The sequence below is a fragment of the Pseudophaeobacter sp. C1-32P7 genome (genome assembly GCF_041008775.1).
GTDB lineage: Bacteria > Pseudomonadota > Alphaproteobacteria > Rhodobacterales > Rhodobacteraceae > Phycobacter > Phycobacter gallaeciensis_A.
Map to the genome: position 1 here is coordinate 189288 of NZ_JAXGFR010000008.1, position 24095 is coordinate 213382.

21 protein-coding genes are annotated in these 24095 nt (G+C 61.7%); 15 read left to right on the forward strand and 6 right to left on the reverse strand.

Going from position 1 to position 24095, the window contains the following annotated elements:
• Positions 1–6: 6 nt before the first annotated feature.
• Positions 7–3813, reverse strand: a complete 3807-nt coding sequence (locus SM763_RS13600) for an efflux RND transporter permease subunit (RefSeq protein ID WP_368998854.1) — start codon at positions 3811–3813, stop codon at positions 7–9.
• Positions 3810–5060 (reverse strand): efflux RND transporter periplasmic adaptor subunit, encoded by a 1251-nt coding sequence (locus SM763_RS13605; RefSeq protein ID WP_368998855.1) that lies wholly within the window; start codon positions 5058–5060, stop codon positions 3810–3812. Before SM763_RS13605 ends, SM763_RS13600 begins: the two co-directional genes overlap by 4 nt.
• Positions 5061–5334: 274 nt before the next feature.
• Between SM763_RS13605 and SM763_RS13610 the strand changes: the two genes are divergently transcribed.
• The 5 genes from SM763_RS13610 to SM763_RS13630 all read left to right on the forward strand — a co-directional run bounded on the left by SM763_RS13610 (position 5335) and on the right by SM763_RS13630 (position 10849).
• On the forward strand, positions 5335–6006 hold the full coding sequence (locus SM763_RS13610; protein ID WP_368998856.1) for a hypothetical protein: 672 nt from the start codon (positions 5335–5337) through the stop codon (positions 6004–6006).
• A 53-nt stretch (positions 6007–6059) separates the two neighbouring features.
• Positions 6060–7382, forward strand: a complete 1323-nt coding sequence (locus tag SM763_RS13615; protein WP_490363283.1) for a PQQ-like beta-propeller repeat protein — start codon at positions 6060–6062, stop codon at positions 7380–7382.
• A gap of 74 nt (positions 7383–7456) precedes the next feature.
• The gene (gene der / locus SM763_RS13620; RefSeq protein WP_368998858.1) at positions 7457–8923 is read left to right on the forward strand and encodes a ribosome biogenesis GTPase Der; all 1467 of its coding nucleotides are present in this window, start codon (positions 7457–7459) and stop codon (positions 8921–8923) included.
• A gap of 244 nt (positions 8924–9167) precedes the next feature.
• Positions 9168–10121: a fatty acid desaturase gene (locus SM763_RS13625; protein ID WP_274866424.1), complete on the forward strand. Its 954-nt coding sequence runs from the start codon at positions 9168–9170 to the stop codon at positions 10119–10121.
• Between the two features lie 89 nt (positions 10122–10210).
• Positions 10211–10849 (forward strand): helix-hairpin-helix domain-containing protein, encoded by a 639-nt coding sequence (locus tag SM763_RS13630; protein ID WP_368998859.1) that lies wholly within the window; start codon positions 10211–10213, stop codon positions 10847–10849.
• A gap of 119 nt (positions 10850–10968) precedes the next feature.
• Here SM763_RS13630 and serS read toward each other — a convergent pair whose 3' ends face one another.
• Positions 10969–12261, reverse strand: coding sequence for a serine--tRNA ligase (gene serS / locus SM763_RS13635; RefSeq protein ID WP_065270473.1), 1293 nt, complete (start codon positions 12259–12261; stop codon positions 10969–10971).
• 195 nt (positions 12262–12456) lie between these two features.
• Between serS and yajC the strand changes: the two genes are divergently transcribed.
• The 9 genes from yajC (at position 12457) to SM763_RS13680 (ending at position 18738) form a co-directional block, all read left to right on the forward strand.
• The gene (gene yajC, locus SM763_RS13640; protein ID WP_116560284.1) at positions 12457–12771 is read left to right on the forward strand and encodes a preprotein translocase subunit YajC; all 315 of its coding nucleotides are present in this window, start codon (positions 12457–12459) and stop codon (positions 12769–12771) included.
• A gap of 34 nt (positions 12772–12805) precedes the next feature.
• The gene (secD, locus tag SM763_RS13645) at positions 12806–14467 is read left to right on the forward strand and encodes a protein translocase subunit SecD (protein WP_274829125.1); all 1662 of its coding nucleotides are present in this window, start codon (positions 12806–12808) and stop codon (positions 14465–14467) included.
• A 1-nt stretch (position 14468) separates the two neighbouring features.
• Positions 14469–15437 (forward strand): protein translocase subunit SecF, encoded by a 969-nt coding sequence (secF, locus tag SM763_RS13650; protein WP_065270470.1) that lies wholly within the window; start codon positions 14469–14471, stop codon positions 15435–15437.
• 114 nt (positions 15438–15551) lie between these two features.
• Positions 15552–15905, forward strand: a complete 354-nt coding sequence (locus tag SM763_RS13655; RefSeq protein WP_065270469.1) for an Mth938-like domain-containing protein — start codon at positions 15552–15554, stop codon at positions 15903–15905.
• A gap of 58 nt (positions 15906–15963) precedes the next feature.
• Complete coding sequence (ccmA, locus tag SM763_RS13660; RefSeq protein ID WP_368998860.1) at positions 15964–16581, forward strand: heme ABC exporter ATP-binding protein CcmA; 618 nt, start codon at positions 15964–15966, stop codon at positions 16579–16581.
• The gene (gene ccmB, locus SM763_RS13665) at positions 16578–17234 is read left to right on the forward strand and encodes a heme exporter protein CcmB (RefSeq protein ID WP_274833484.1); all 657 of its coding nucleotides are present in this window, start codon (positions 16578–16580) and stop codon (positions 17232–17234) included. Before ccmA ends, ccmB begins: the two co-directional genes overlap by 4 nt.
• A gap of 82 nt (positions 17235–17316) precedes the next feature.
• Positions 17317–18048: a heme ABC transporter permease gene (locus SM763_RS13670; RefSeq protein WP_065270466.1), complete on the forward strand. Its 732-nt coding sequence runs from the start codon at positions 17317–17319 to the stop codon at positions 18046–18048.
• Entirely contained in the window at positions 18045–18206 is a 162-nt protein-coding gene (gene ccmD, locus SM763_RS13675; RefSeq protein ID WP_274834397.1) for a heme exporter protein CcmD, read from the forward strand. The genes SM763_RS13670 and ccmD overlap by 4 nt, the downstream gene beginning before the upstream one ends.
• On the forward strand, positions 18199–18738 hold the full coding sequence (locus SM763_RS13680) for a DsbE family thiol:disulfide interchange protein (RefSeq protein WP_368998861.1): 540 nt from the start codon (positions 18199–18201) through the stop codon (positions 18736–18738). The genes ccmD and SM763_RS13680 overlap by 8 nt, the downstream gene beginning before the upstream one ends.
• 201 nt (positions 18739–18939) lie before the next feature.
• On the opposite strand, the gene SM763_RS13685 is transcribed toward SM763_RS13680, so the two are convergent.
• Together SM763_RS13685 and acnA are read right to left on the reverse strand one after the other, a co-directional pair.
• Complete coding sequence (locus tag SM763_RS13685; protein WP_274833487.1) at positions 18940–19302, reverse strand: DOPA 4,5-dioxygenase family protein; 363 nt, start codon at positions 19300–19302, stop codon at positions 18940–18942.
• A gap of 104 nt (positions 19303–19406) precedes the next feature.
• Positions 19407–22094: an aconitate hydratase AcnA gene (acnA, locus tag SM763_RS13690; protein ID WP_368998862.1), complete on the reverse strand. Its 2688-nt coding sequence runs from the start codon at positions 22092–22094 to the stop codon at positions 19407–19409.
• A 245-nt stretch (positions 22095–22339) separates the two neighbouring features.
• On the opposite strand from acnA, the gene SM763_RS13695 reads away from it, so the two are divergent.
• On the forward strand, positions 22340–23047 hold the full coding sequence (locus tag SM763_RS13695) for a DUF1223 domain-containing protein (RefSeq protein ID WP_368998863.1): 708 nt from the start codon (positions 22340–22342) through the stop codon (positions 23045–23047).
• A gap of 44 nt (positions 23048–23091) precedes the next feature.
• Here SM763_RS13695 and SM763_RS13700 read toward each other — a convergent pair whose 3' ends face one another.
• Positions 23092–24015 carry a lysophospholipid acyltransferase family protein gene (locus tag SM763_RS13700; protein ID WP_368998864.1) on the reverse strand — a complete coding sequence of 308 codons (924 nt, stop codon included), beginning with the start codon at positions 24013–24015 and terminating at the stop codon, positions 23092–23094.
• Between the last annotated feature and the right edge of the window lie 80 nt (positions 24016–24095).

The window sequence follows — 24095 nt, forward strand, 5'->3', positions numbered from 1 at the left end:
CTACGTTTACTCTGCCGCGCGCAGAGCGGGGCCTGTGCCCGGTCCTGCGTCGGGCTCGCTGTCGTCTGCCGGGCTCCTGTCGATCTCTTCCCAGAGCAGCTCGGTCGTGGGCAGTTTGCGCGCCTTTTTGGCCAGACGCATGTCCTGCGCGATCCGGCTGGACCGGCCACCGGTGATGCGCGCCATCAGGCGACCCATCCACGACAGGTAGGTCGACAGCCACACCCGGATCGACAACAGCGATGGCGTCACCACCAGCGTCAGCACGGTCGCAATGCCAAGGCCAAAGACCACGGCGGTCGCCAGCTGCTTCCACCACAGCGCGGTGGGGCTGTTGATGGAGTAGCCACCGTCGATGAAGTCCAGGCTGATGCCGAACATCATCGGTGCCAGACCGGCCATGGTAGTGACGGTGGTCAGCAGCACGGGACGGATGCGTGCCTCGGCGGTGCGGATGATCGCCTCGATCCGGGGCATGTGCCGGCTGAACTCCTGATAAGTGTCGATCAGAACAATGTTGTTGTTCACCACGATCCCCGCCAGCGCCACGATACCCGTGCCCGTCATGATGATCGAGAACGGCTGCTGCATGACCATCATGCCGATCAGTACCCCGGTGGTGGAGAGCACCACCGCCAGCAGCACCAGCGCCGAATTGTAGAAGCTGTTGAACTGGGCCAGAAGGATCACGAACATCAGCCCCAGCGCCCCGGCAAAGGCCTTAGACAAGAAGGCGCCGCTTTCCTCTTGCTCCTCCTGATCGCCGGTCCATTCCCATGTGATTGATTTGGGGAACGGATCGGTGTCCAGCCATGTGGTGATGGCGGCCAGCCGTTCATTGGCGTTGACCGGCAGGATTCGGGCGTCCTCTGCGACGGCGGTGCCGAGCTCTTCAGCCGTATCGGCCTGATCAAGGGCGAAAATCGTATAGCGGTTGCCATTGGCAGCGGTGATTTGCCCCTCGGCCGCCGTCACGGTGTCGGGGACCGCTTTTAGCAGGCCCAGGACCCTGTCCGCGCCAGTCTCGGGATCGGCTGTGACGACTTTGCTGAGACCCGGCTCCACATCCGCCTTCACATCATAATACCGCTGCTGCTGCACGCGGCTGATCTGGGCCAGTTTCGGAACCGGCTGGCGGGTGATGAAGTTGCTGAGTGGAACCAGGCCATCGGTGGTGCGGACCTTGAGGTTGTCCAGCGTCGACAGCACCCGGTCTTCATCGGGCAGGCGCACGCGGATCTCGATTTCCTCATCCGAGCTGTCCACCCGCATGGTGTCGAGCAGGATACCACGTGTCACCAGCTGCACCATGGCGCCCACCGTGGCCACATCGGCGCCATAGCGGCCCGCCTTTTCCACATCCACGTCGATCTGCCAGTCGATACCGGGCAGGGGCAGGGTGTCCTCAACCAGCGTCAGCCCCGGCATTTCGTCGAAATAGGCGCGCGCGGTTTCGGTGGCGGATGTCAGATCCTCCCAGCCGTCGCCCTTGATCCGCAGATGGATGGGTTTGCCCGACCCGGGGCCCTGTTCCAGCGCCTTCAGCTCGGCGACAAAGCCCGGCAGTTTTTCCAGCTCGGCGTTCAGTTCGTCGATCACTGTATGTCCGTCATAGGCCGAAGCGGTCACCTCGCGGGTCAGCAGATCGAAGAACCATGTTTCCGTTTGCGTCGGGCGATCTTCCCAGGGGATGATTTCGAACTGGACCTGACCAACGGTATCCTGCGGCGATTGCCCGCCGCCGGGGCCACCGGTATCAAGACCACCTTCACCCGCAAAAGAGAAGACGTTGATCACCGCCGGATGCGCTTTGATCACCTCTTCGGCCTGGCGCACCATTTCGTCCTTTTCATGCAGCGAGATATTGCCACGTGCCCTCACAAATGCCGTGGCTTGCTCCGGTTCGGATTCCACGAAGAACTCGACGCCATAGTTGTTCTCGCTGAACATCTGGAACACCGTCATGATGCTGAAGGCAACCGCTGCAATCGTGACCAGAGGCATGATTGGATTGCCCGCGATGAACTTGATGAAATAGCCAAACGGCGTATGGCGGTAGCCTGCAGAGACCACCTTTGGTTTGCGCTCGATCCGGGCTGCACCCAGCGCGGTGGAGGCGGCAAATGCCGACAGCACAAAGACCAGCGCGCCAAAGAGCGGCGGGATGGCACCGGGCATGGCGGCAGCAGCGGCGTCGGGCAGTAGGTAGCCCGGATTCAGCATCTGCATCAGACCGGCGAACATGCCCCAGATCGGCGGCGGCACCAGCAGCGCCCGTGCCCACCATGGCAGCACAGCGCGCAGGCCTTGCGAGGTGCCTTCGAACACCCGGCTAATACGACCGGAGACGCCGCCCATGACCGGCAGGTAGACCAGCGCCACCACCAGCGATGCGGAGAGCACGAAGATCAGCGTCACCGGCAGCATGCCCATGAACTCACCCGGCACACCGGGCCAGAACAGCATTGGCAAGAAGGCACAGAGCGTTGTCGCGGTCGAGGAGACAACTGGCCAGAACATGCGCTGCGCCGCCTCCACATAGGCGTGCATCGGGCCCGTGCCTTCGCTGATGCGTTTGTCGGCGTATTCCACCACCACGATGGCGCCATCGACCAGCATGCCCACGGCAAGGATCAGACCGAACATCACGATGTTGGAGACAGAGATCCCCATCAGCGCCAGCAGGGCAAAGCACAGAAGGAAAGAGGTCGGAATGGCAAAGCCCACCAGCAGCGCCGCTCGGCTACCCAGCGAGGACAGAACCACGATCATCACCAGCGCAATCGCGGTCAGAACCGAGCCTTCGAGCTGGCTGACCATGGAACCGACCACGCGGCTCTGATCGTTGGAGGTGCCAAGAGAGATCGCCGCGCGCAGCTCTGCGGGCCACTTCTCCTCGGATTTGGCAATGGTTTCCTTCACCAGATCCACGGTGTCGATCAGGTTGAACCCCTTGCGTTTGACCACTTGCAGGGCAACGGTGTCTTCACCATCAAACCGTGCGGTGCCTTCGCGATCTTCGAATGTATAGTTGATCTGCGCCAGTTCCCCCAGCTTCACCACCCGGTCGCCGTTGGTCTTGATCGGCAGGGCATAGATGTCGCGCACATCGTCAAAGGACGACGGGATCTTGATCGAGAAGGTGCCTTGCGCGGTTTCAACTTCACCCGCCGCGATCAACTGGTTGTTGTTCTGCACCACGTTGATCAGTTCAAGCGCGGTCACGTTGTAGGATTCCAGCCGCAGCGGGTCGATCACCACCTCGACCATCTCATCGCGGTTGCCCGCGATGGGGGCCTCCAGCACCGCATCCAGCGATTCCAGATCGTCCTGCAGATCCTTGGCGATGCGCGCCATGGTCCGTTCCGGCACATCGCCGGTCAGGTTGACGATGACGATGGGGAATTCGGAAAAGTTGATTTCCTTGATGACGTATTGCTCAGCCGCCGACGGGAAATCCGCCTGCGCTGTGTTCATCGCATCGCGCACATCGGCGATTGTGGCGCTCTTGTCCCAGCCAAAGTCGAACTCCAGCAGGACACCGGCGTAATTCTCCGCCGCGGTGGAGGTCATTTCCTTCAGGCCGTCCAGATCGACAAGCTCCGATTCCATCGGCTTGACCAGCAGGCTTTCGCTGTCTTCGGCGGAAATGCCGGGAAACTGCACCGAGACGTGCAGCATCGGAATGTCGATGTCCGGCTCGCCTTCTTTTGGAAGGCTGACATAGGCAAACCCGCCCACCAGGAGCGAGATCACGATGAAGGCCAGAACCATACGGGCCCGGTCTGCGGCCCAGGAGACTATGCCGGTCATTGCATCGCCTCCTGATAGGTGGGCGCAACGGGCACCCCTTCGGTGACGAAGTCCTGACCGACGACGATCACGTCAGCCTTTTCCGGCAGGCCGCTGACCCAGACGCCATCGGCCGTGTCGCGCAGAAGGGATACCAGAACGAAACCGGCAGTTTGATCCTCGCGCACGATCCGCACGCCGAGCCGCCCATCGTTGTTAAGGGTCAGCGCCGATTGCGGCAGAAGATGCGCCTTGGTGCCCTCTGCGGAGATCACGATATCGGCGGTCTGCCCGTCGCGGATCTTCAGGTCGGGATTGTCGACGGTGATTTCGACCTCAAAGGTACGTGTGGTCGGATCAGCCGAACGGCTGACGAATGTAACCTCGCCCTGAACCTGCGCGCCATTGGCCAGTTCGGCCCCGGCCAGTGCGCCAAGATGCACCCGGTTGACTTCGGTTTCCGGCACAAAGCCCACCACCTTGATGGTGTCCAGCTGGATGACGGTTGCACAAAGGCTGCCCGGCTGCATCAGGCTGCCGATTTCTGCGGTGTCGCTTTCCAGGAGGCCGTCAAAAGGCGCTGTAATACGCAACCTGTCGATTTCCTTGCTGGTGGAGGCGACCAGCGCCAGCGCGGATTCGATGCCTGCGCGCGAGGTTTCCAGACCACCCTGCGCCGCCGCGATCCCGGCAACCGCCGTGCGTTCGGCCGCCCGCGCCGCCGCCAGCCGTGTTTCCGAGGCATAGCCTTCCTGCGACAGTTTTTCAGCCGCCGTCAGGTTGATGGTCGCTTCTTTCAGGCGGGCGTTGGCTTCTTCCAGCTTGGCTTCGGCTTCGGGGGTACGGGCGCGCGCTTCGAGCAGACGGGCCTGCGCCTCCTGGTGCGCGGCCAGCCGGGTGCCCGGATCCAGCTCGCACAACAGATCGCCCGCCTTGACCTGCGTGCCCTTGCGCAGCGGCTCTGACAGCACGGTGGATGTTGTTTCGGCCTTGACCTCGACCTGACGTGCGGCCTGTGTCTGGCCGCGCAGGATCACAGCGCTGTCGAGCGGCCGCGCTTCGCTGCGTTTGACGACGACGCCGACGCGTTTTTCTGCAGTGACCGTGACACTGGCCGCGCCTTCGGCAGAGGGTTCGCTTTCAACGGTCTCTGTTGCTTCGGCAGCAGTCTCGCCCCGGGCGAAGGCAAACAGAGCCTCCCGCTGCAGGACCAGGAAATACAGTCCGGCGGTGACGGCAATCGCGGTCAGAAGGGGTATCAAACGCATTCCGGGCCTTTCTCAAATAACACTGAGCAAGCCACAACCATTGGCTGGGCTCTCCAAGAGGGTTCCGCCAGACACCCGGGAAAAAGTCATAGTAAGCATGTAGGCATTGTCCATACTAAACAAAGCAGTTCACTTCATATTTTTACCCATTGTTTCAGGCTTGCGCCCGGATTGCCGGATATTGCGGCTCTTGGCTTGTACCCGAAGGCGCGTTAAGAGAGGCGTCACGTGAGACAATTTTCCGGCACAGACCGGGCATATCGGGGACATTTTCATGAGCGATACCGACAGCTTTATCGAAGAGGTGACCGAAGAGGTGCGCCGGGACCGCCTGTTCCTGATGCTGAAACGCTATGGCTGGATCGGTGGTCTGGCCGTGGTGGTCATCGTGGGCGGTGCCGCCTATCGCGAGTATTCCAAGGCGCAGGAACTCGCCGCAGCGCAGGCGCTTGGCGATGGCATAATTGCCGCGCTGGCAGCTGATGAACCCGCAGACCGCGCCGAGGCACTGGCGCAGGTGGCCGCTGGCTCTGAAACCGGCGCTGCCGTGGCCAAGATGATGCGCGCAGGCGCCCTGGCCGAAGCCGACGATACCGAGACCGCCGTTGCGGTCCTCAGTGAAGTCGCCACCGATGGCGAATTGCCGCTGGTTTACCGTCACATCGCCAGCTTCAAGGCGCTGGCCCTGCAGGCAGAGACGCTGAGCCTTGAAGAGCGCCGCCTGCAATACGAGGCCTTGGCACAGCCCGGTGCACCTTTGTCGCTGCTGGCGTCCGAGCAACTTGCACTGCTGGACATCGAAGCCGGTGAGGCCGAGGCCGCAATTGCGCGTCTGCAGGCGATTACGGCGGATGCGACTGTCAGCCGGGACTTGCAAGACCGCGCAACTCAAGTGATTGTAGCACTTGGTGGAAAACCGGACGCGGCAGACGCGCCGGAAGGTTAAAAGGCGCCGCGCGGAATGTGCGCGGAGAGGGAAACGAATTGCGGGGCAGGGCAATGACGGCAGCTAAATCCATTTCTCGCGCGCGGGCGCTTTTTTGCGGTAGCGCGATGGCTCTGGTTCTGGCCGCCTGCGCCGAACCAGAGGTGATCCTGCAAGGGCAGCGCGAAGACATCCGTCCCGATGCCAATATCGAGGTGGTCAACCAGTCGCGGCCAATTTCCCTGCCCAGCCAGACCGTCAACGCTTCCTGGGCGCAGACGCACGGGCTTCCGGCGCAGCGCACCGCGCACCCGGCGCTGTCGACGGCGCCGCAATTGCGGTGGGCCGTTTCCATTGGCGAGGGCGACAGCCGCCGCCAGCGCATCACGGCCCGCCCCGTTGTGGCTGATGGGCGTATCTACACGCTGGACAGCGCAGCCCGCGTCAGCGCGGTTTCTCCCTCCGGTCAGCTTCTGTGGCAAAGCGATCTGATTCCCGCCCGCGAAAGCGAAGGTCAGGCAACCGGTGGCGGCATGGCCTATGACAAGGGTGTTCTTTACATCTCCTCTGGCTATGGCGTTCTGACCGCGCTGGAGGCCAGCACCGGCAAACAGATCTGGCGTCAAAAACTGGAAGCCACCGGTTCGGGCGAACCGATGGTGCGCGACGGGCTGGTTTATCTGGTGGCCGGGGATGATACCGGCTGGGCCGTCAACACCTCTGATGGCCGCATCGCATGGCAGGTCGAAGGCGTTCCGAGCCCCTCGAACGTGCTAGGCGCCCCGTCGCCAGTGATTGCCGGGGATTACGTCATCTTTGCCTTTGGTTCCGGCGATTTGGTCGCCAGCTTCCGCCGTGGCGGTGTGCGCCGCTGGAACGCCTCGGTGGCGGGGCAGCGCGTCGGCACCACGCTGGCGCGGATCAGCGATGTCACCGGTGCGCCGGTGGTGGTCGGAAACCGTGCCTTCGTGGGGAACCATTCGGGCCGCACCGTGGCGATCGACACCAACAATGGCGATCGCATCTGGACGGCACAGGAAGGGGCCGTCGGTCCGGTCTGGCCTGCGGGAGGCAGCCTGTTCCAGATTAGCGATCGTAACCAGCTCCTGCGTCTGGATGCCTCCAGCGGCGAGGTGATCTGGGCTGTGGACCTGCCGGGGTATCTGAAGGACAAGCCTTCTAAACGCGGCGCAGTGGTGGCCCATTATGGTCCGGTTCTGGCAGGTGGTCAGGTGATCATCACCTCCAACGATGGTCAGATTCGCATGTTCGATCCCCGTGACGGCAGCCTGACGCGCAGCATCGAGGCCCCCGGCGGCGCAACGACCGCGCCGGTTGTTGCGGGCAAGACCCTTTATGTGGTTTCCTCGAAAGGGGAGCTTCTCGCCTTCCGTTAAAGCGTCGATCGGCTCTGGCCGTAAGACAGCAGATGCGCTATGGGGCGCGTCTGAATCGCAAAAAGTTGGGTCCGATGTCTTTTACCCTCGCTATCGTGGGCCGTCCGAATGTGGGCAAGTCCACCCTGTTCAACCGCCTTGTCGGCAAAAAACTGGCCTTGGTCGATGACCAGCCGGGGGTCACCCGTGACCTGCGCGAGGGAGAGGCCCGCCTTGGCGATCTGCGGTTTACCGTCATCGACACCGCCGGCCTTGAGGATGCCACCGACAACTCGCTCGAAGGGCGCATGCGCCGCCTGACCGAACGGGCGGTGGATATGGCGGATGTCTGCTTGTTCATGATTGATGCGCGCACGGGTGTGACCCCGGTGGACGAGATGTTTGCCGATATCCTGCGCAAGAAATCCGCGCATGTCATTCTGGCGGCAAACAAATCCGAAGGCTCCGCAGCCGATGCCGGGGTTTTGGAAGCCTATGGCCTAGGCCTCGGTGAGCCGATCCGCCTGTCCGGCGAACATGGCGAGGGTCTGAATGATCTCTATTCCCAGCTGCTGCCGATTTCGGAACGTTTTGAAAAAACCGCGCAGGACAATGCTCCGCTGACGGACGTGTCTGTGGACGAGGATCTGGACGACGAGGACGCCGAATACACGGTGCCGCAGCCAACGATGGACAAGCCGCTGCAGGTGGCTGTCGTCGGCCGTCCCAACGCGGGCAAATCGACCCTGATCAACAAGATCCTTGGTGAGGATCGCCTGCTGACCGGCCCCGAGGCGGGGATTACCCGCGATGCGATCTCGCTGAAGATCGACTGGGCAGGCACGCCGATGCGGGTCTTTGACACCGCTGGTATGCGCAAAAAAGCCAAGGTTCAGGAAAAGCTGGAAAAACTGTCCGTATCGGACGGGCTGCGCGCGGTGAAATTCGCCGAGGTCGTGGTGGTGCTTCTCGATGCGGACATTCCCTTTGAGCAGCAGGACTTGCGGATCGCCGATCTGGCCGAGCGGGAAGGGCGTGCGGTTGTCGTCGCGGTCAACAAATGGGACATTGAGGACAACAAGCAGGAAAAGCTGAAAAACCTGAAAGAGGCCTTTGCTCGGTTGCTGCCGCAGCTGCGCGGTGCGCCGCTCGTCACGGTATCGGCCAAGACCGGCAAGGGGCTGGACCGGCTGCACGCTGCCATTATGCGCGCTTATGACGTCTGGAACCGCCGGGTGCCCACCGCAGCGCTGAACCGCTGGCTGACTGGCATGCTGGAGCAGCACCCGCCGCCTGCGCCGCAGGGTAAGCGGATCAAGCTGCGCTATATGACCCAAGCTAAGACGCGCCCGCCGGGGTTCGTGGTGATGTGTTCCCATCCGGACAAGATCCCGGCCAGCTATACCCGTTATCTGGTGAATGGTCTGCGCGAGGATTTCGACATGCCCGGCACGCCGATCCGGCTTTATATGCGCGGGCAGGCGGACAAGAACCCCTACAAGGGCCGCAAGAAAGCCGCGCCGTCAAAGCTGCGCAAACACCTGGAAGGGCGCAGGGACTGATTCCAGGCGCTGCCTTCCAGGGGCTTGCGCGCCCTAGGCCAAAGACCAAAATTTTTGCTGGACCGGTTCGCATCTGCGGGCCGGTCCTTTTCACACGTTGAAATCCGTTGCCAAGCCATTAACATTAAATGGCATTGGCAGGGCGTCAGCCGATTTTCTGATCTTCCCAGCCAATGGAGTTTTTAAACGTCAAGCGCCCGGAGATTTTACACCGGCGTCACAGAGCGTATTTAAGGGAAGTCTCATGGACCTGAGAACTTACACGCGTGAATATACTAAGAAAGATAACCGCCTGGCGGCATTGAGTTATTTCGGCACCTTCGCGGTCTACTTTCTATCCCTCTACTTGGCCATCGCCTATGTCGAGCGGTGGTATATCCTGATTCCAGCAGGGGTGATCTTTGCCTTTGCGGCGGTGCGGCTTTATGTGCTGCAGCATGATACCGGGCACCATTCGCTGTTCGAAACCCGCAGGCAAAACGAAATCGCGGGCCACGTCCTGTCGCCTTTCACCTTTGCGCCGTTCGAGGTGATGAAGCAGAACCACAACCTGCACCATGCCAATATCGGCAATCTGGAACACCGGGAAACCGGCGAAATACACACGATGACTCTTCGCGAATGGAAAGAGGCGGGGTTCTGGGAGCGGCTGACCTATCGGCTTTACCGCAACCCCTTGGTGCTGGTGCCGGTGGGATCGGCCTTTACCTATTTCATTCGCTACCGCTGGCCCAAGAACACCACCAAGTTCGGCATTCTGGGGGTGCTGCTGCATAATATGGTGATCATTGCGCTGATTTCCCTGCTTTATTACGTGGCAGGCCCGACGGGTCTGTGGGTGTGGCTGGCGTTTTCCTTCCTTGGCGGCATGATCGGGGTATTTCTGGTCTATCTGCAGCATAACTTTGAAGACACCTACTGGGATCGTCGCCCGGATCTGAACCCGCAGGAGGCAGCGTTGCAGGGGTCCTCCTGCCTGGATTTTGGCTGGTTCTTCGATTTTGCCGTCGCCAATATCACACTTCACGACATCCATCACTTCAACGCCCGCATCCCCAGCTATCGCCTGCGCAAGTGCCATTATAATCTGCCGCCTGAATTTGCGCTGCGGCGGATCTCATTTGGTGAAGCTTTGCGCGCTTTGTCTCTGAAACTATGGGATGAAGAGCAAAAACGCCTGGTGCCCTTTCCGGCCTGAAACGCGCATTGCATACTAAGGGCACGCCAGGTACGGCAGCCCATTCCGGCAGCCCGTGTAGCTGCCGGGAAAAGAAAAGGAAGATTGAAATGACGGCTCTCAAGGATCTCAAAGGGGTTGGTCCCGCGCTGGAAAAGGCGCTGAAGGATCAGGGGATCACGTCGGTCGAGGCGCTGGCAGCGATCAGCGAAAAAGATCTGAGCAAGGTGCCCGGCATTGGGGCCGCGCGCGCCGCGCGCCTGAAGCAGGCCGCCGTTGCACCGCAGGCCGGGGCTGCGCCCGCACAGCAGCGTCCAGCGGCGCCGGTGCGCACGGGGCGTCCCTCCGCAAGACCGGCGAAGGTGACCCGTGAGGTCCCGCCTGAGGATGCAACCCAGCTGAACGCTGCGCTCGCCGCCGCCGAGGCGGCCCGGCTCGCGGCCGAGGAAAAAGCTGCCAAGGCCAAGATCAAGGCGCGCAAGGCCGCCAAGAAGGCCGAGGCGCTGGCGCTGGAAATGGCCGAAGCGCGCGTGAAGGCCAAGGAAAAGGCCAAACGCGTGAAGGCCAAGGCGCGTAAGGCGATCGAGCGGGAAAAGGCCAAGGCTGAAGCCATCCTGGCCCGCAAGAAGAGCGGCGGAAAACTGGATGCCAGCGATAAGGCCACCAAGGAGAAACCCAGCAAGGAAAAACCGGGCAAGGCAAAAGCCGAAAAGGCCAAACCAGCCAAGGACAAAACGGCAAAGGCGTAGAAATCCAAGAAGACAAAGGGTTGAAGCCAACGCCTGCGACGCGCCTGTAGCACGACAAAGAAAAACCGGCCCGCATTCTCGGGGCCGGTTTTCTTGTTTTCAGGTCTGGGGAGCTGGGCTCAGGCCAGTGCGCCCTCTGCCGTCAGGGTCAGCTTACCGCCCAGATAGGGCGCCAGCGCCTCGGGCAGTTTGACCGATCCATCCGCCTGCTGGCCATTTTCCAGAACCGCGATCAGGCAGCGGCCCACGGCCAGCCCCGATCCGTTCAGGGTGTGCACGAACTCGGGCTTGCCACCGCCTTCGGGGCGGAAACGCGCGTTCATGCGGCGGGCCTGGAAATCGCCGGTGGTCGAGACCGAGGAAATCTCGCGATAGGCATTCTGGCCGGGCAGCCAGGCTTCGATGTCATAGGTGCGGCGCGCGCCAAAGCCCATGTCGCCGGTGCACAGAATCACAGTGCGATAGGGCACGCCCAGCTTCTCCAGCAACCCTTCGGCGCAGCGCAGCATGCGTTTCTGCTCGGCGTCGGACTCGTCAGGGTGGGTGACCGAAACCATTTCGACCTTTTCGAATTGGTGCTGGCGCAGCATGCCCGAGGTGTCGCGGCCCGCGGAGCCCGCTTCGGAGCGGAAGCACAGGGTATGCGAGGTCATGCGGATCGGCAGCGCGCTGGCATCGAGCACATCCTCTGCGACGGAATAGGTCAGCGGCACCTCGGAGGTCGGCACCAGCCACCAGCCATTGGTGGTCTGATAGCTGTCCTCGCCGAATTTCGGTAGCTTGTCGGTGCCATACATTGCCTCGTCGCGCACCAGAACAGGGGAGTTCACCTCGGTCAGGCCATTCTCATCGACGTGGGTGTCGATCATGAACTGTGCCAGCGCCCGGTGAATGCGTGCCACTGCGCCTTTCAGGAAGACAAAGCGCGAGCCAGAGACCTTGGCGGCGGTCTCAAAGTCCATGGCTGTTGCGACGCCGGTGATCTCAAAATGTTCCTTGGCGGTGAAATCGAACTCCGCGGGCGTGCCCCAGCGGTTGACCTCGACGTTGTCGTCCTCGTCAGCCCCATCCGGCACATCCTCGGCGGGGTTGTTGGGCAGGCGGGCCAGCATGTCGGTCAGCTTGGCGTCGAGCTCCTTGGCTTCGGTCTGCAGTGCGGCAACCTCGGCCTTCTTGCCGGCAACTTCGCTGCGCAGGCGTTCGAACTCTTCCTCGTCGCCCTTGGCCTTGGCCGCGCCGATGGCCTTGGCGGCCTTGTTCTGGGCGGCCTGTGCTTCTTCGGCTGCCTGGATCTTGGCCCGGCGCGCCTCGTCCAGGGCCAGCACCTCAGAGGACACAGCCGCATCCCCACGCCGCGCCAGAGCGGCGTCAAAAGCGGCAGGATTTTCGCGGATCGCGCGGATGTCGTGCATGGGGTGGCTCCTGTATAAGAGACGACGTTGAATCAGTGCCAAACCTATGCCCGAGCCGCAGCCAAAGAGGAAGAGGGCACAACGGGGTTTGTATAAGGGTGTTGCAAGGCGGAATCTGCACATCGTCGCACCGCCTTTGCCTTGCAACTGTCCAGACCAGCGCATAGGTTCGCCTGCAAAATAAGGCAGCCCCGCATGGGCTCTCCAGACAGAAGGAATATCCCCTTGGACGCAAATACGATTGGCCAGTTTCTCCCGCTCATTCTGATCTTTGCGATCATGTACTTCCTGCTGATCCGCCCGCAGCAGAAGAAGATGAAGGAACACCAGAAAATGGTCGAGAACCTGCGCCGCGGCGATCAGGTGGTGACCCAGGGTGGTCTGATCGGCAAGGTTGCCAAGATCAAGGAAGAGAACGAGGTCGAAGTCGAAGTCGCCGAGGGCGTCAAGGTCCGCGTTGTGCGCTCGACCATCGCTCAGGTGCTGTCCAAGACCGAGCCGGCAGCGTAAGATTCTGATCTTAAATATCTGAAAAGGCAGGGCAATGCTGCAAATCGATCTCTGGAAGAGGGTGCTGATCTGGCTGGTCTGTGTGGCCGGCCTTTTGCTAGCCCTGCCAAATGCGTTCTACACCCGTGTCGAACAGGCCAATGATGCCGTCGCCGCGATCGAGATGAAGGGGGAGACTCCAGAGCGGCTCGAACAGGCGGGGCAATGGCCCGAATGGATGCCTTCGGGGCTGGTCAACCTGGGCCTTGATCTGCGCGGCGGTGCGCATCTGCTGGCCGAGGTCAAGGTCGCCGATGTCTATGCTGCGCGCATGGATGCGCTCTGGCCCGAGGTGCGCGATGCACTGCGCCCCGAGCGGGCCACCATCGGCACCTTCCGGCTGCAACCGGCACCGGACGGGCAGATTCGCGTCAAGATCTCCCAGCCTGAGGGCATGGCCCGGGCGCTGGAAGTGGTGCGTGGGCTGGCAAGTCCGGTCACCAGCCTCACCGGCGGCGGGGCAACGGATATTGTCGTTTCTGCCGAGGGTGATGTGATCATCATCGAACTGAGCGAGGCCGAGCGCCTTGCCTCGGATGACCGCACGGTGCGCCAGTCGCTGGAAATCGTGCGCCGCCGGATCGATGAGGTCGGCACCCGTGAGCCCACCATTCAGCGTCAGGGCGCCGACCGGATCCTGATCCAGGTGCCGGGTATCGGCAGTGCCTCTGAGCTGAAAGAGATCATCGGCACCACCGCGCAGCTAACGTTCAACCCAGTTGTGGGACGCGGCAATGACGCCGACGCCCGCGCTGGTGTCGGCAACAAGGTGATCCCGTCGCTGGATGAAGAGGGAGTGTTCTATACCGTCGAAGCCGCGCCGGTGGTGACCGGCGAGGAGCTGGTGGATGCGCAGCCGTCCTTTGACCAGAACGGCCGCCCGGCGGTGACCTTCCGCTTCAATACATCGGGCGCGCGCAAGTTCGGCGACTATACGGCGGAAAACATCGGCTCGCCCTTTGCGATCGTATTGGATGACGAGGTTGTCTCGGCTCCGGTCATTCAGGCGCATATTCCCGGTGGCTCTGGTATCATCACCGGTAACTTCACCATCGAGGAAAGCACCAACCTTGCCATCCTGCTGCGGGCAGGTGCCCTACCGGCCGGGTTGGAGTTCCTCGAAGAACGCACCATCGGCCCGGAACTGGGGCAGGACAGTATCGACGCGGGCAAGATCGCGACCATTGTTGCCTTTGTCGCGGTGCTCGTCTTCATGACGCTGTCCTACGGTCTCTTCGGGATCTTCGCCAATCTGGCGCTGATGCTGAACGTGGCGCTGATCTTTGGCGCACTCAGCCTGATTGGCGGTACGCTGACGTTGCCGGGCATTGCCGGGATCGTGCTGACCGTCGGTATGGCGGTGGATGCCAACGTGCTGGTGTTCGAACGGATCCGCGAAGAGTTGAAAGCGGGCCGGGGTCCGGCGCGCGCCATCGACGAAGGCTACTCCAAGGCGCTGAGCGCCATTCTTGACGCCAATGTCACCACCTTCATCACCGCTGTGATCCTGTTCGCCATGGGATCCGGACCGGTACGCGGATTTGCGATCACGCTGGGCCTTGGCATCATGACCTCGGTGTTCACGGCGATCTTCGTGACGCGGGTGATGATCGTGATGTGGTTTGAACGGCGTCGTCCGAAAACGATTGAGGTATAAGATGCGGCTGAAACTTGTTCCCGAAGGAACCTCTTTCGATTTCTTCAAACGCTGGAAGATCTGGCTGGGCGTCTCGGCGCTGATGATGGTGGTGGGCTTTGCCTCCTTCATGCTTCAGGGGTTGAACTTTGGCATCGACTTCCGCGGCGGTACCACGATCCGCACCGAAAGCACCGAAGCCATCGACGTTGGTGTCTACCGCGATGCTATGTCGCCGCTGGAGCTGGGCGATATTTCGATCACCGAAGTGTTCGACCCCACCTTTGACGAAGACCAGCACGTTGCGATGATCCGCATCCAGTCCCAGGCGGATGGCGAGGCGATTTCGGGCGATGTGATCGAGGCGCTGAACACAGCGTTGGATGCGGTGGCGCCGGGTATCAAGTTCGTTTCGGTCGAATCCGTGGGTCCCAAGGTGTCCGGAGAGCTGGTGCAGACAGCCGTCATCGCCGTGGTTCTGGCGATTGGTGCGGTGCTGGTCTACATCTGGCTGCGGTTCGAATGGCAGTTCGCGCTGGGGGCCGTTGCGGCGCTGGTGCACGACGTGGTGCTGACCATCGGCATCTTCTCGGAATTGCAGATCAAGTTCGACCTGGCGATCATCGCGGCGCTGCTGACCATCGTCGGCTATTCGCTGAACGATACCGTCGTTGTCTTCGACCGGGTTCGGGAGAATCTGCGCCGATACAAGAAGAAGTCGCTGGCCGAGGTGCTGAACCTGTCGATCAACGAAACGCTGAGCCGCACCATGATGACCTCGGTCACCACGCTGATCGCTCTGATCTCGCTTTATGTGCTGGGCGGCGATGTGATCCGCGGCTTTGTCTTTGCGATGATCTGGGGCGTCATTGTCGGCACCTATTCGTCGGTCTTCGTGGCCTCGACCATCCTGCTCTGGCTGGGGGTCAAACGCGACTGGTCGAAACCCTCGACACCGACCGGCAATCAGTTCGCCAATATCGACGCCTGATCCGGGGCAGCAAATGACTACCAAAGGCCGCAGGCATCGCTTGCGGCCTTTTGCTTTTGCCCCATCCTGCCCCGTGGTAGGAGAGTGGCAAATCAGTTTTCCGGGAGATGCCTCATGCGCCTGAATGAAGTGACCTATTCCGATGCCGTGCCAGTGGATGGCTATGGCGAGGGGTTCTTTCGCATCGGCGGAGAGGTGCATCACGGCGCCGTATTGACCGGCACCCGTGGCACGGTGGCCTGGGGGGGCTATGATGATCAGGAGGCGCTTCTGGCGCTGGCGGACGAGGTTGACGTTCTGTTCATCGGCACCGGCGCCGAAGTGGCGCATATCCCGGCAGATCTGCGCCGCGCGCTGGAAGGCGCCGGGATCGGGGTGGAGACGATGAATTCCCCCGCCGCCTGCCGCACCTATAACGTTCTGCTGTCCGAAGGGCGCCGCATCGCCCTGGCCGTATTGCCGGTGTGAACCGGACCGGGCGGAATACGGCTTTTGCGCCGGGCCGCAATGGGATAGTTAGTTATTCATGACATTGAATGTAACCGATCTCAGCATTGCCCGTGGCGGGTTGCCGGTTCTGGAAGGGCTGAGTTTTCAGCTTATGCCCGGCCGTGCCCTGATCCTGCGGGGGCCGAATGGGATCGGCAAGACAACGCTGTTGCGCACCATCGCCGGGCTGCAACCGCCGCTCTCAGGGCAGATCGATGGCGCCGAGGATCAGATCGCCTATGCGGCCCATTCAGACGGGTTGAAACCGGCGCTGACGGTCACGGAGAACCTGACATTCTGGGCGCGGGTCTTTGGCTCTGCCTCCATCACGCCCGCGCTTGAGGCCTTTGACCTCACCGCCTTGCAGGACCGGCCCGCCGGGGCGCTGTCTGCCGGGCAGAAACGCCGTCTGGGCCTGTCGCGGATGCTGGTGACAGGGCGCCCGATCTGGGTGATGGACGAGCCGACCGTCAGCCTCGATACCCGCTCGGTCACCATGTTCGCGGATGCGGTTCGGGCGCATCTGGAGCGGGGCGGTTCGGCATTGATCGCCACCCATATCGACCTAGGCCTAGCCGAGGCTGAGGTGCTGGATGTCGGCCCCTTCAAGGCGCGCCTGCCTGCGCTTGATGATTTTGACGAGGGCTTTTTATGATCGCTCTTCTGATGCGGGATCTGCGGCTGGCGGTGCGGGCCGGGGGCGGCTTTGGCCTTGGGCTGGCGTTTTTCTTGATCGTGACGGTCATGGTGCCCTTTTCGGTGGGGCCGAATTCCGAGCTGTTGACCCGGATCGCGCCAGGCGTGTTGTGGCTGGGGGCGCTGCTCTCGTGCCTGTTGTCGCTGGACCGGCTGCTCGCGCTGGATTGGGAGGATGGCTCGCTGGATCTTCTGGCCACCGCGCCGCTGCCGCTGGAATCTGTTGTCACCATCAAGGCGCTGGCGCATTGGATCACCACGGGCCTGCCGCTGGTGCTGGCGGCGCCGGTGCTGGGCGTGCTGCTGAACCTGCCGGTGCCGGGGTTTTCATGGCTGGTAATTTCGCTGTTTCTGGGCACGCCGGCCCTGTCGGTGATCGGCACCTTCGGCGCGGCGCTGACCGTGGGGCTGAAACGCGGTGGGCTGCTGTTGTCGCTGTTGGTGATGCCGCTTTACGTGCCGACGCTGATCTTTGGCGCCGAAGTGGCCCGCCGCGGTGCCGAAGGCATGGCCGTGCAGACGCCGCTATTGATGCTGGCTGGGATTTCCGCGGCGGTGATCGCGCTTCTACCCTTTGCCAGCGCCGCGGTCTTGCGTATCAATCTGCGCTGACCGGGATGCTGCGAAAGAGCTGCGACGAAAGAGCAGGGAACAGAGACTTGAAACTTTGGGAGCGGGGAACAAGATAGCCACCATGTCGATTTGGGAATACGCCAATCCGAAGAAATTCCTGACCACCACCGAGCGGGTGATGCCTGCGCTGTGGATGATCTCGGGCCTGCTGATGGCCGTGGGGCTGATCTGGGGTTTCTTCTTCACACCGGACGATTATCGTCAGGGCTCCACTGTCAAGATTATCTTCCTGCATGTGCCCTCGGCGCTGATGGCAATCAACGCCTGGTTCATGATGCTTGTCGCCTCGCTGATCTGGCTGGTGCGCCGTCACCACGTCAGCGCCCTTGCGGCCCGTGCCGCCGCGCCGGTAGGCATCGTGATGACGCTGATCGCGCTGGTGACCGGCGCGATCTGGGGGCAGCCGATGTGGGGCACCTGGTGGGCCTGGGATCCGCGCCTGACCTCCTTCCTTGTCCTGTTCCTGTTCTACCTTGGCTATATCGCCCTTTGGGAGGCGATTGAGGATCCGGACACGGCTGCGGATCTCACCTCGATCCTGTGTCTTGTCGGCTCGGTCTTCGCGGTGCTCAGCCGCTATGCGGTGAACTTCTGGAACCAGGGTCTGCATCAGGGCGCCTCGCTCAGCCTTGATAAGAAAGAAAACGTCGCGGACGCTTTCTCCAACCCGCTTTATGTCTGCATGCTGGGCTTCGGGGTTTTCTTTCTCGCAATGGTGTTCTACCGCACCGGAACTGAAATTCGCGCCCGCCGTATCCGGGCGCTGATGGCACGGGAAAAACTGGACACATGATGCCTGATCTGGGGAAATATTCGGAGACTGTCTTGTCGTCCTACGCGGCGTCGATCTTGCTGCTGGTCGTTCTGGTGGCTGTCACCCTGTGGCGTGGCCGCCGGGTGCGCGCCGAGATGGAGCGGCTGGAGCAGAACCGGGTGAAGCGCAATGGCTAAGATCTCTCCTTTGATGGCGGTGCCCGTGGTGGTGTTCGCCGGTTTTGTCGGTCTGGCGCTGGTGGGCATGTTTCGTGAGGACCCCGAAAGCCTGCCATCTGCCCGCGAAGGGCAGACAGCACCGCCGGTGGTGCTGGAGCAATTTACTGGCAAGCCGTCGTTCGACGATGCGACCCTGCGCGATGGCACGGTCAAGCTGGTGAACTACTGGGCCAGCTGGTGCGCGCCCTGCCGCGCCGAACACCCGACGCTGGAGGCGCTTTCGGCCGAAGGCGTGCCGATCTACGGCGTTAACTACAAGGACCAGCAGGACAACGCCGAGGCCTTCCTCAACGAGCTGGGCGATCCCTATACCGCCATTGGCCGGGACGAAAAGGGCCGCATGGCGATCGACTGGGGCCTTTATGGCGTGCCCGAGACCTATGTGATCGATGGTGAGGGCAAGATTGTGCTGCGCTTTGCAGGGCCGCTGACCAGCTCAGTCGTTGAAAAGACGCTGCGCCCAGCGATGGAAAAGGCGGCTGGTCAGTAGATTTTCGGATCTGTCCCCAAAAGCCGGGTATCGCTGATGCGCGCGGGGGCGAACCGCATGTTTCTGATTGGCAGTTTATCTTTGCCACATCCGTAGAAGGCACCCGGGGAGCTGTGCCGTAGCCAAATCGCCGCCGCATGAGGGCGCGTCGGCGATGTGCGGCGGCCTTGCGGCCTTGTCCCGCGCCATCGCGTTCTGATTTTAGGCAAACAGGGACAGATCCAGCTCCAGCCCGGTGCCGAGCCAGATGCCGTGATCACGGTGATCGGCCAGCTCATCGCCGGTTTCGGGGTGGGCAAACACAATCAGCCCGTCCCGGTTCAGCGCCAGCCAGGGCAGCAGCTGCGCAAACTGTTCCGGATCGGCGGCTAGCTGACAGGACCACATCGGGTGCGGGCCGACCAGCTTGTCATGGACGCGGCCCATCTTGACGCCAAAGATCTCTGCCGCGCGCTGGCACAGGACCAGTGCCTGCTCCACCGTGTCGGCATCGAAATAGACATGGGCGTGATAGCCGGTGATGCAGCCAGTCTCCTTCAGACCTATCTTCGTCGTGTCAGTCATGCTCTGATACTCCTCCCTTATTCTTTTGCTATTCTCGGTAAGGCCTCTAACAGAAAAGGCGACCCCGGGGGGGCCGCCTTTTGCAATTCCATGTGGCGCGGGCCTTACGACTTCGCGAGGTTACGCAGCACGTAGTGCAGCACGCCGCCGTGTTCGATGTACTCGATCTCGGGCGCAGTATCGATGCGGCACTTCAGCGTGATGGTCTTGGTGGTGCCATCTGCGTAGGTGATGTCGCAGGGCACTTCCTGCTGCGGCTCGATGGTGTCGAGGCCACGGATCGAGACGGTTTCGTCACCAGTCAGGTTCAGCGACTTGCGGGTATCGCCAGCGGTGAACTCGAACGGGATAACGCCCATGCCAACCAGATTGGACCGGTGGATACGCTCAAAGCTTTCGGCGATCACGGCCTTGACGCCCAGCAGCGCGGTGCCTTTTGCAGCCCAGTCACGCGAGGAGCCCGCGCCGTACTGTTCACCGCCAAAGACGACCAGCGGAGTGCCCGCTTCCTGATAGGCCATCGAGGCTTCGTAGATCGAGGTCTGCTCGCCATCGGGGCCTTTGGTGTAGCCGCCTTCAACGCCGTCCAGCATCTCGTTCTTGATGCGGATGTTGGCAAAGGTGCCGCGCATCATGATCTCGTGGTTGCCGCGACGCGAACCGTAGGAGTTGAACTCACGCGGGGCCACCTGACGTTCGATCAGGTACTGACCTGCCGGTGTGGTGGTCGCAAAAGAGCCCGCCGGGGAGATGTGGTCTGTGGTGACCATGTCGCCCAGGATCAAGAGCGGCTTGGCGCCCTCGATGTTGGAGATGGTGCCCGGCTCGGTACCCATGCCCTGGAAGTAGGGCGGGTTCTGGATGTAGGTCGAGGTCGCGGGCCAGTCATAGGTCTCCGCATCGGTGGTTTCGACCGCCTGCCATTTTTCGTCGCCTTTGAACACATCGGCGTATTTCGAAAGGAAGGCCTCGCGGGTTACGGTTTCCTGCACGAGGTCCGCGACTTCCTGTGTCGAGGGCCAGATGTCTTTCAGGTAGACGTCCTTGCCATCGGCAGTTTGGGCGATCGGGTCGTTGGCCAGGTCGATATCCATGGTGCCTGCCAGCGCATAGGCGACAACCAGCGGCGGCGAGGCCAGGTAGTTGGCGCGCACATCGGGGCTGATGCGGCCTTCGAAGTTGCGGTTGCCCGACAGGACCGAGGTTGCCACCAGATCGCCTTCGGCGATGGCGTCGGAGAGTTCCTGCTGGATCGGACCGGAGTTACCGATACAGGTGGTGCAGCCATAGCCAACGAGGTTGAAGCCGACAGCGTCCAGATGCTCTTGCAGGCCTGCGGCCTCAAGGTACTCGGACACCACCTGCGAACCCGGCGCCAGCGAGGTTTTCACCCAGGGCTTGCGGTTCAGGCCCAGCTCATGCGCCTTTTTCGCAACCAGACCCGCGCCGATCATCACGTAGGGGTTGGAGGTGTTGGTGCAGGAGGTGATCGAGGCGATCACGACCTTGCCGGATTCCATGGTGTAATCTTCGCCTTTGACGGCCACTTCCTTGCCCATCGGGCGTTTGAAGGTGTTTTCCATCTCCTGACGGAAGGCGGCTTGGGCGTTGGTCAGCGGCACGTAATCCTGCGGACGCTTGGGGCCGGAGATTGCCGGAACGATGCTGCTCATGTCGAGGGACAGCGTGTCGGTGTAGACCGGTGCGTAATCCGCATCGCGCCAGAAACCGTTTTCCTTGGCGTAGGCTTCGACCAGCGCGATACGGTCTTCGTCGCGGCCGGTGTTGCGCAGGTAACGGATGGTTTCCGCGTCGATCGGGAAGAAGCCGCAGGTCGCGCCATATTCCGGTGCCATGTTGGCGATGGTGGCGCGGTCCGCCAGCGGCAGACGGTCCAGACCTTCGCCGTAGAATTCGACGAATTTGCCCACAACGCCTTTTTGGCGCAGCATTTCCACGACTTTCAGAACCAGGTCGGTGCCGGTGGTGCCTTCGACCATGTCGCCGGTCAGTTCAAACCCGATGACTTCGGGGATCAGCATCGAGATCGGCTGACCCAGCATCGCGGCTTCGGCTTCGATGCCGCCAACACCCCAGCCCAGAACGGCCGCGCCGTTGACCATGGTGGTGTGGCTGTCGGTGCCGACCAGTGTGTCAGGGTAGGCGACTTCATTGCCGTCCTGATCGGTGTCGGTCCAGATGGTCTGGGCCAGGTATTCCAGGTTCACCTGGTGGCAGATGCCGGTTCCCGGAGGCACAACGCGGAAGTTGTTGAAGGCGCCCTGACCCCATTTCAGAAACTGGTAGCGCTCCATGTTGCGCTCATACTCGCGGTCCACGTTCATCTGGAACGCGCGCGGGTTGCCGAATTCGTCGATCATGACCGAGTGGTCGATGACCAGATCAACCGGGTTTAGCGGGTTGATCTTCTGGGCGTCGCCACCCAGCGCCTTGATGCCGTCGCGCATGGCGGCAAGGTCCACAACGGCGGGAACGCCGGTGAAATCCTGCATCAGCACGCGGGCCGGGCGATAGGCGATTTCGCGCGGGTTCTGGCCGCCGTTGGCGCCCCATTCCGCAAAGGCCTTGATGTCTTCGAGCGAGACCGAGAAACCGCCGTCTTCAAAGCGCAGGATGTTTTCCAGAACGACCTTCAGCGCCGCCGGCAGTTTCGAGAAATCGCCGAGGCCGGCTTCGGTGGCTGCGGGGATCGAGTAATAGGAAATCGACTTGCCACCGGCGCTGAGCGTGCGGCGCGTCTTGGCATTGTCCTGTCCGACGGTGATAGGCATGTTGGCCTCCCTATGGATGTGATAATGGGGAATTCGCTGCAGGCTATCTGCAACAGGTTCGGCCTTCTTTCAATAGGGGAAACGCCTTCTGGTGCATTTTTTGTATGCAATAGTACACAAGTGCGTATGCAAAGGGTAAACCAAGTCTCAAGAATGATTGATTGGTGTTCAGAATTGGGTTGGGGTACACCGGGGGGCCAGCGAGAGTTGGCCTGCGGATCACGACCAAAGGGGTACTCCGAACAATGATGCGTTTTGCCGCTCTTGCCAGTGTGTTGTGCCTTGCGATGCCTGCCGCGATCCGTGCGGAAGAGGTGGATCAGCCGGTGGTGGTAGAGCTCTTTACCTCGCAGGGCTGTGCGTCCTGCCCGCCGGCCGATGCCTTGATGCACAAACTGGTAGAACGTGAGGACGTTCTGGCGCTGGCGTTCCATGTCGACTACTGGGATTACATCGGCTGGAAGGACGTCTTTGCCGATCCAGCCTATACTCAGCGGCAAAAGGATTATGCCCGGGCGATGGGCCGTAACATGGTTCATACTCCGCAGATGATCGTGATGGGGCAGGAGGATGTTCATGCCGCCGACCCGCTGAAAGTAGGTGATGCGATCAAACGGCACCAGACCGGCGCGCAGCCGGTGGCGCTGGATCTGACGGCAACGGCGGCCGGTGTCGAAATCTCGGTGCAGGCTCGCAGCGCGCTGCCCAAAGGGGCGATGAGGGTTGATGTGGTGCGGTTCACGCCGCTGCGCCGGGTGTCGATCAGCCGCGGAGAATTGGCGGGGCGGACCATGGCCTATGCCAATATCGTCGAGGACTGGCAGCAGATCGCAGAATGGGACGGGCAGGAAGACCTGAACCTGACCGTGCCGCTGCCCGGGGATCAGTCGCTGGCCGTGCTGGTGCAAGAGGCCGGCAGCGGCCCCATCATAGCCGCCGCGCAGCTGAAGTAATCAGCGCCAATTCCTGGGGGCGCCTGCTCCTGCCGTGGTCGGCATTATCCCACGGGATCTGTATTGGGCTTTTTCGGCGGCGTGTATGTTTTCCAGCGCCGGTGGATCCAGAACCATTGCCCCATATGCTTGCGGATGACGCTTTCCAGATCGTCGCAGATCGCGCGGGTCATGGTGATGGGATCTGACGCCGGAATTTCCGGGTTGAGGCGGATTTCGAAATCAACGCCATTGGGTTGCCGGATGCCGTAGACCGGGATCAGTGCCGCGCCGTATTTCAGCGCCAGTTCCGCAGGAACGGTCGAGGTGACGGCAGGCTTGCCGAAGAATGGGATCTCCTCGCCACCATGCACGTGCAGGTCGGCGACGATGGCGATATTGCCACCCTTTTTCAGATGGCGGACCATTTCGACCATGCCGCGTTTGCCCTGCTCGAACATCGGTTTGCCGTTGCCTTCGATCGCACGGACATAGTGATCATTGAAATAGGGGTTGGCCATCCGCCGGTAGAGAGACCCCATCGGGAAACCGTGTGCGATCAACCCGGCCCGGGCAGCGTCATAATTTCCGAAATGACCGGTGACCAGAATCACAGGGCGCCCGTCAACGCGTGCTTTCTCGAGCGCGGTCAGACCCTCACCGGTGATTGGCGCAGCCTTGGCGCGGGCAAGGAAGGGTGCGCCTGCATAGAGCTCGGCAAAGGTGCGCCCGGCGTTGTCAGGGACTTCGCGGCAGAGCCGGTCCACTTCCTCGGGCGGCAGGTCGGGGCAGACAAGGGCCAGATTGTCACGGATCCGCCGGTCAAAGCCCGCCAGCGGCGCGGCGGCGCGCACCAGACGACCCATGGCCGCCAGCCGCGTGCGATAGGGGATCAGCCCCATGGCGCCGATCACGCCACGCAAAAAAAGATTGCTGGCAAAATACTTTGCTTTTTGGGCCGGAGAAAGCTCGGAGGCGGCGACGGGCATTGTGGGTATGGGCCTGCTGGGCTGGGATCACATAGAGCATGTCTACTTAATCCCGGCCGCCATTGTGTACAAGCCGTCAG

What these genes read in the sequence shown, in the direction of transcription:
- SM763_RS13600 (WP_368998854.1), bottom strand. Translation starts at nt 3,813, where the DNA reads ATGACCGGCATAGTCTCCTGGGCCGCAGACCGGGCCCGTATGGTTCTG.
- SM763_RS13605 (WP_368998855.1), bottom strand. Translation starts at nt 5,060, where the DNA reads ATGCGTTTGATACCCCTTCTGACCGCGATTGCCGTCACCGCCGGACTG.
- SM763_RS13610 (WP_368998856.1), top strand. Translation starts at nt 5,335, where the DNA reads ATGAGCGATACCGACAGCTTTATCGAAGAGGTGACCGAAGAGGTGCGC.
- SM763_RS13615 (WP_490363283.1), top strand. Translation starts at nt 6,060, where the DNA reads ATGACGGCAGCTAAATCCATTTCTCGCGCGCGGGCGCTTTTTTGCGGT.
- der (WP_368998858.1), top strand. Translation starts at nt 7,457, where the DNA reads ATGTCTTTTACCCTCGCTATCGTGGGCCGTCCGAATGTGGGCAAGTCC.
- SM763_RS13625 (WP_274866424.1), top strand. Translation starts at nt 9,168, where the DNA reads ATGGACCTGAGAACTTACACGCGTGAATATACTAAGAAAGATAACCGC.
- SM763_RS13630 (WP_368998859.1), top strand. Translation starts at nt 10,211, where the DNA reads ATGACGGCTCTCAAGGATCTCAAAGGGGTTGGTCCCGCGCTGGAAAAG.
- serS (WP_065270473.1), bottom strand. Translation starts at nt 12,261, where the DNA reads ATGCACGACATCCGCGCGATCCGCGAAAATCCTGCCGCTTTTGACGCC.
- yajC (WP_116560284.1), top strand. Translation starts at nt 12,457, where the DNA reads ATGGGCTCTCCAGACAGAAGGAATATCCCCTTGGACGCAAATACGATT.
- secD (WP_274829125.1), top strand. Translation starts at nt 12,806, where the DNA reads ATGCTGCAAATCGATCTCTGGAAGAGGGTGCTGATCTGGCTGGTCTGT.
- secF (WP_065270470.1), top strand. Translation starts at nt 14,469, where the DNA reads ATGCGGCTGAAACTTGTTCCCGAAGGAACCTCTTTCGATTTCTTCAAA.
- SM763_RS13655 (WP_065270469.1), top strand. Translation starts at nt 15,552, where the DNA reads ATGCGCCTGAATGAAGTGACCTATTCCGATGCCGTGCCAGTGGATGGC.
- ccmA (WP_368998860.1), top strand. Translation starts at nt 15,964, where the DNA reads ATGACATTGAATGTAACCGATCTCAGCATTGCCCGTGGCGGGTTGCCG.
- ccmB (WP_274833484.1), top strand. Translation starts at nt 16,578, where the DNA reads ATGATCGCTCTTCTGATGCGGGATCTGCGGCTGGCGGTGCGGGCCGGG.
- SM763_RS13670 (WP_065270466.1), top strand. Translation starts at nt 17,317, where the DNA reads ATGTCGATTTGGGAATACGCCAATCCGAAGAAATTCCTGACCACCACC.
- ccmD (WP_274834397.1), top strand. Translation starts at nt 18,045, where the DNA reads ATGATGCCTGATCTGGGGAAATATTCGGAGACTGTCTTGTCGTCCTAC.
- SM763_RS13680 (WP_368998861.1), top strand. Translation starts at nt 18,199, where the DNA reads ATGGCTAAGATCTCTCCTTTGATGGCGGTGCCCGTGGTGGTGTTCGCC.
- SM763_RS13685 (WP_274833487.1), bottom strand. Translation starts at nt 19,302, where the DNA reads ATGACTGACACGACGAAGATAGGTCTGAAGGAGACTGGCTGCATCACC.
- acnA (WP_368998862.1), bottom strand. Translation starts at nt 22,094, where the DNA reads ATGCCTATCACCGTCGGACAGGACAATGCCAAGACGCGCCGCACGCTC.
- SM763_RS13695 (WP_368998863.1), top strand. Translation starts at nt 22,340, where the DNA reads ATGATGCGTTTTGCCGCTCTTGCCAGTGTGTTGTGCCTTGCGATGCCT.
- SM763_RS13700 (WP_368998864.1), bottom strand. Translation starts at nt 24,015, where the DNA reads ATGCCCGTCGCCGCCTCCGAGCTTTCTCCGGCCCAAAAAGCAAAGTAT.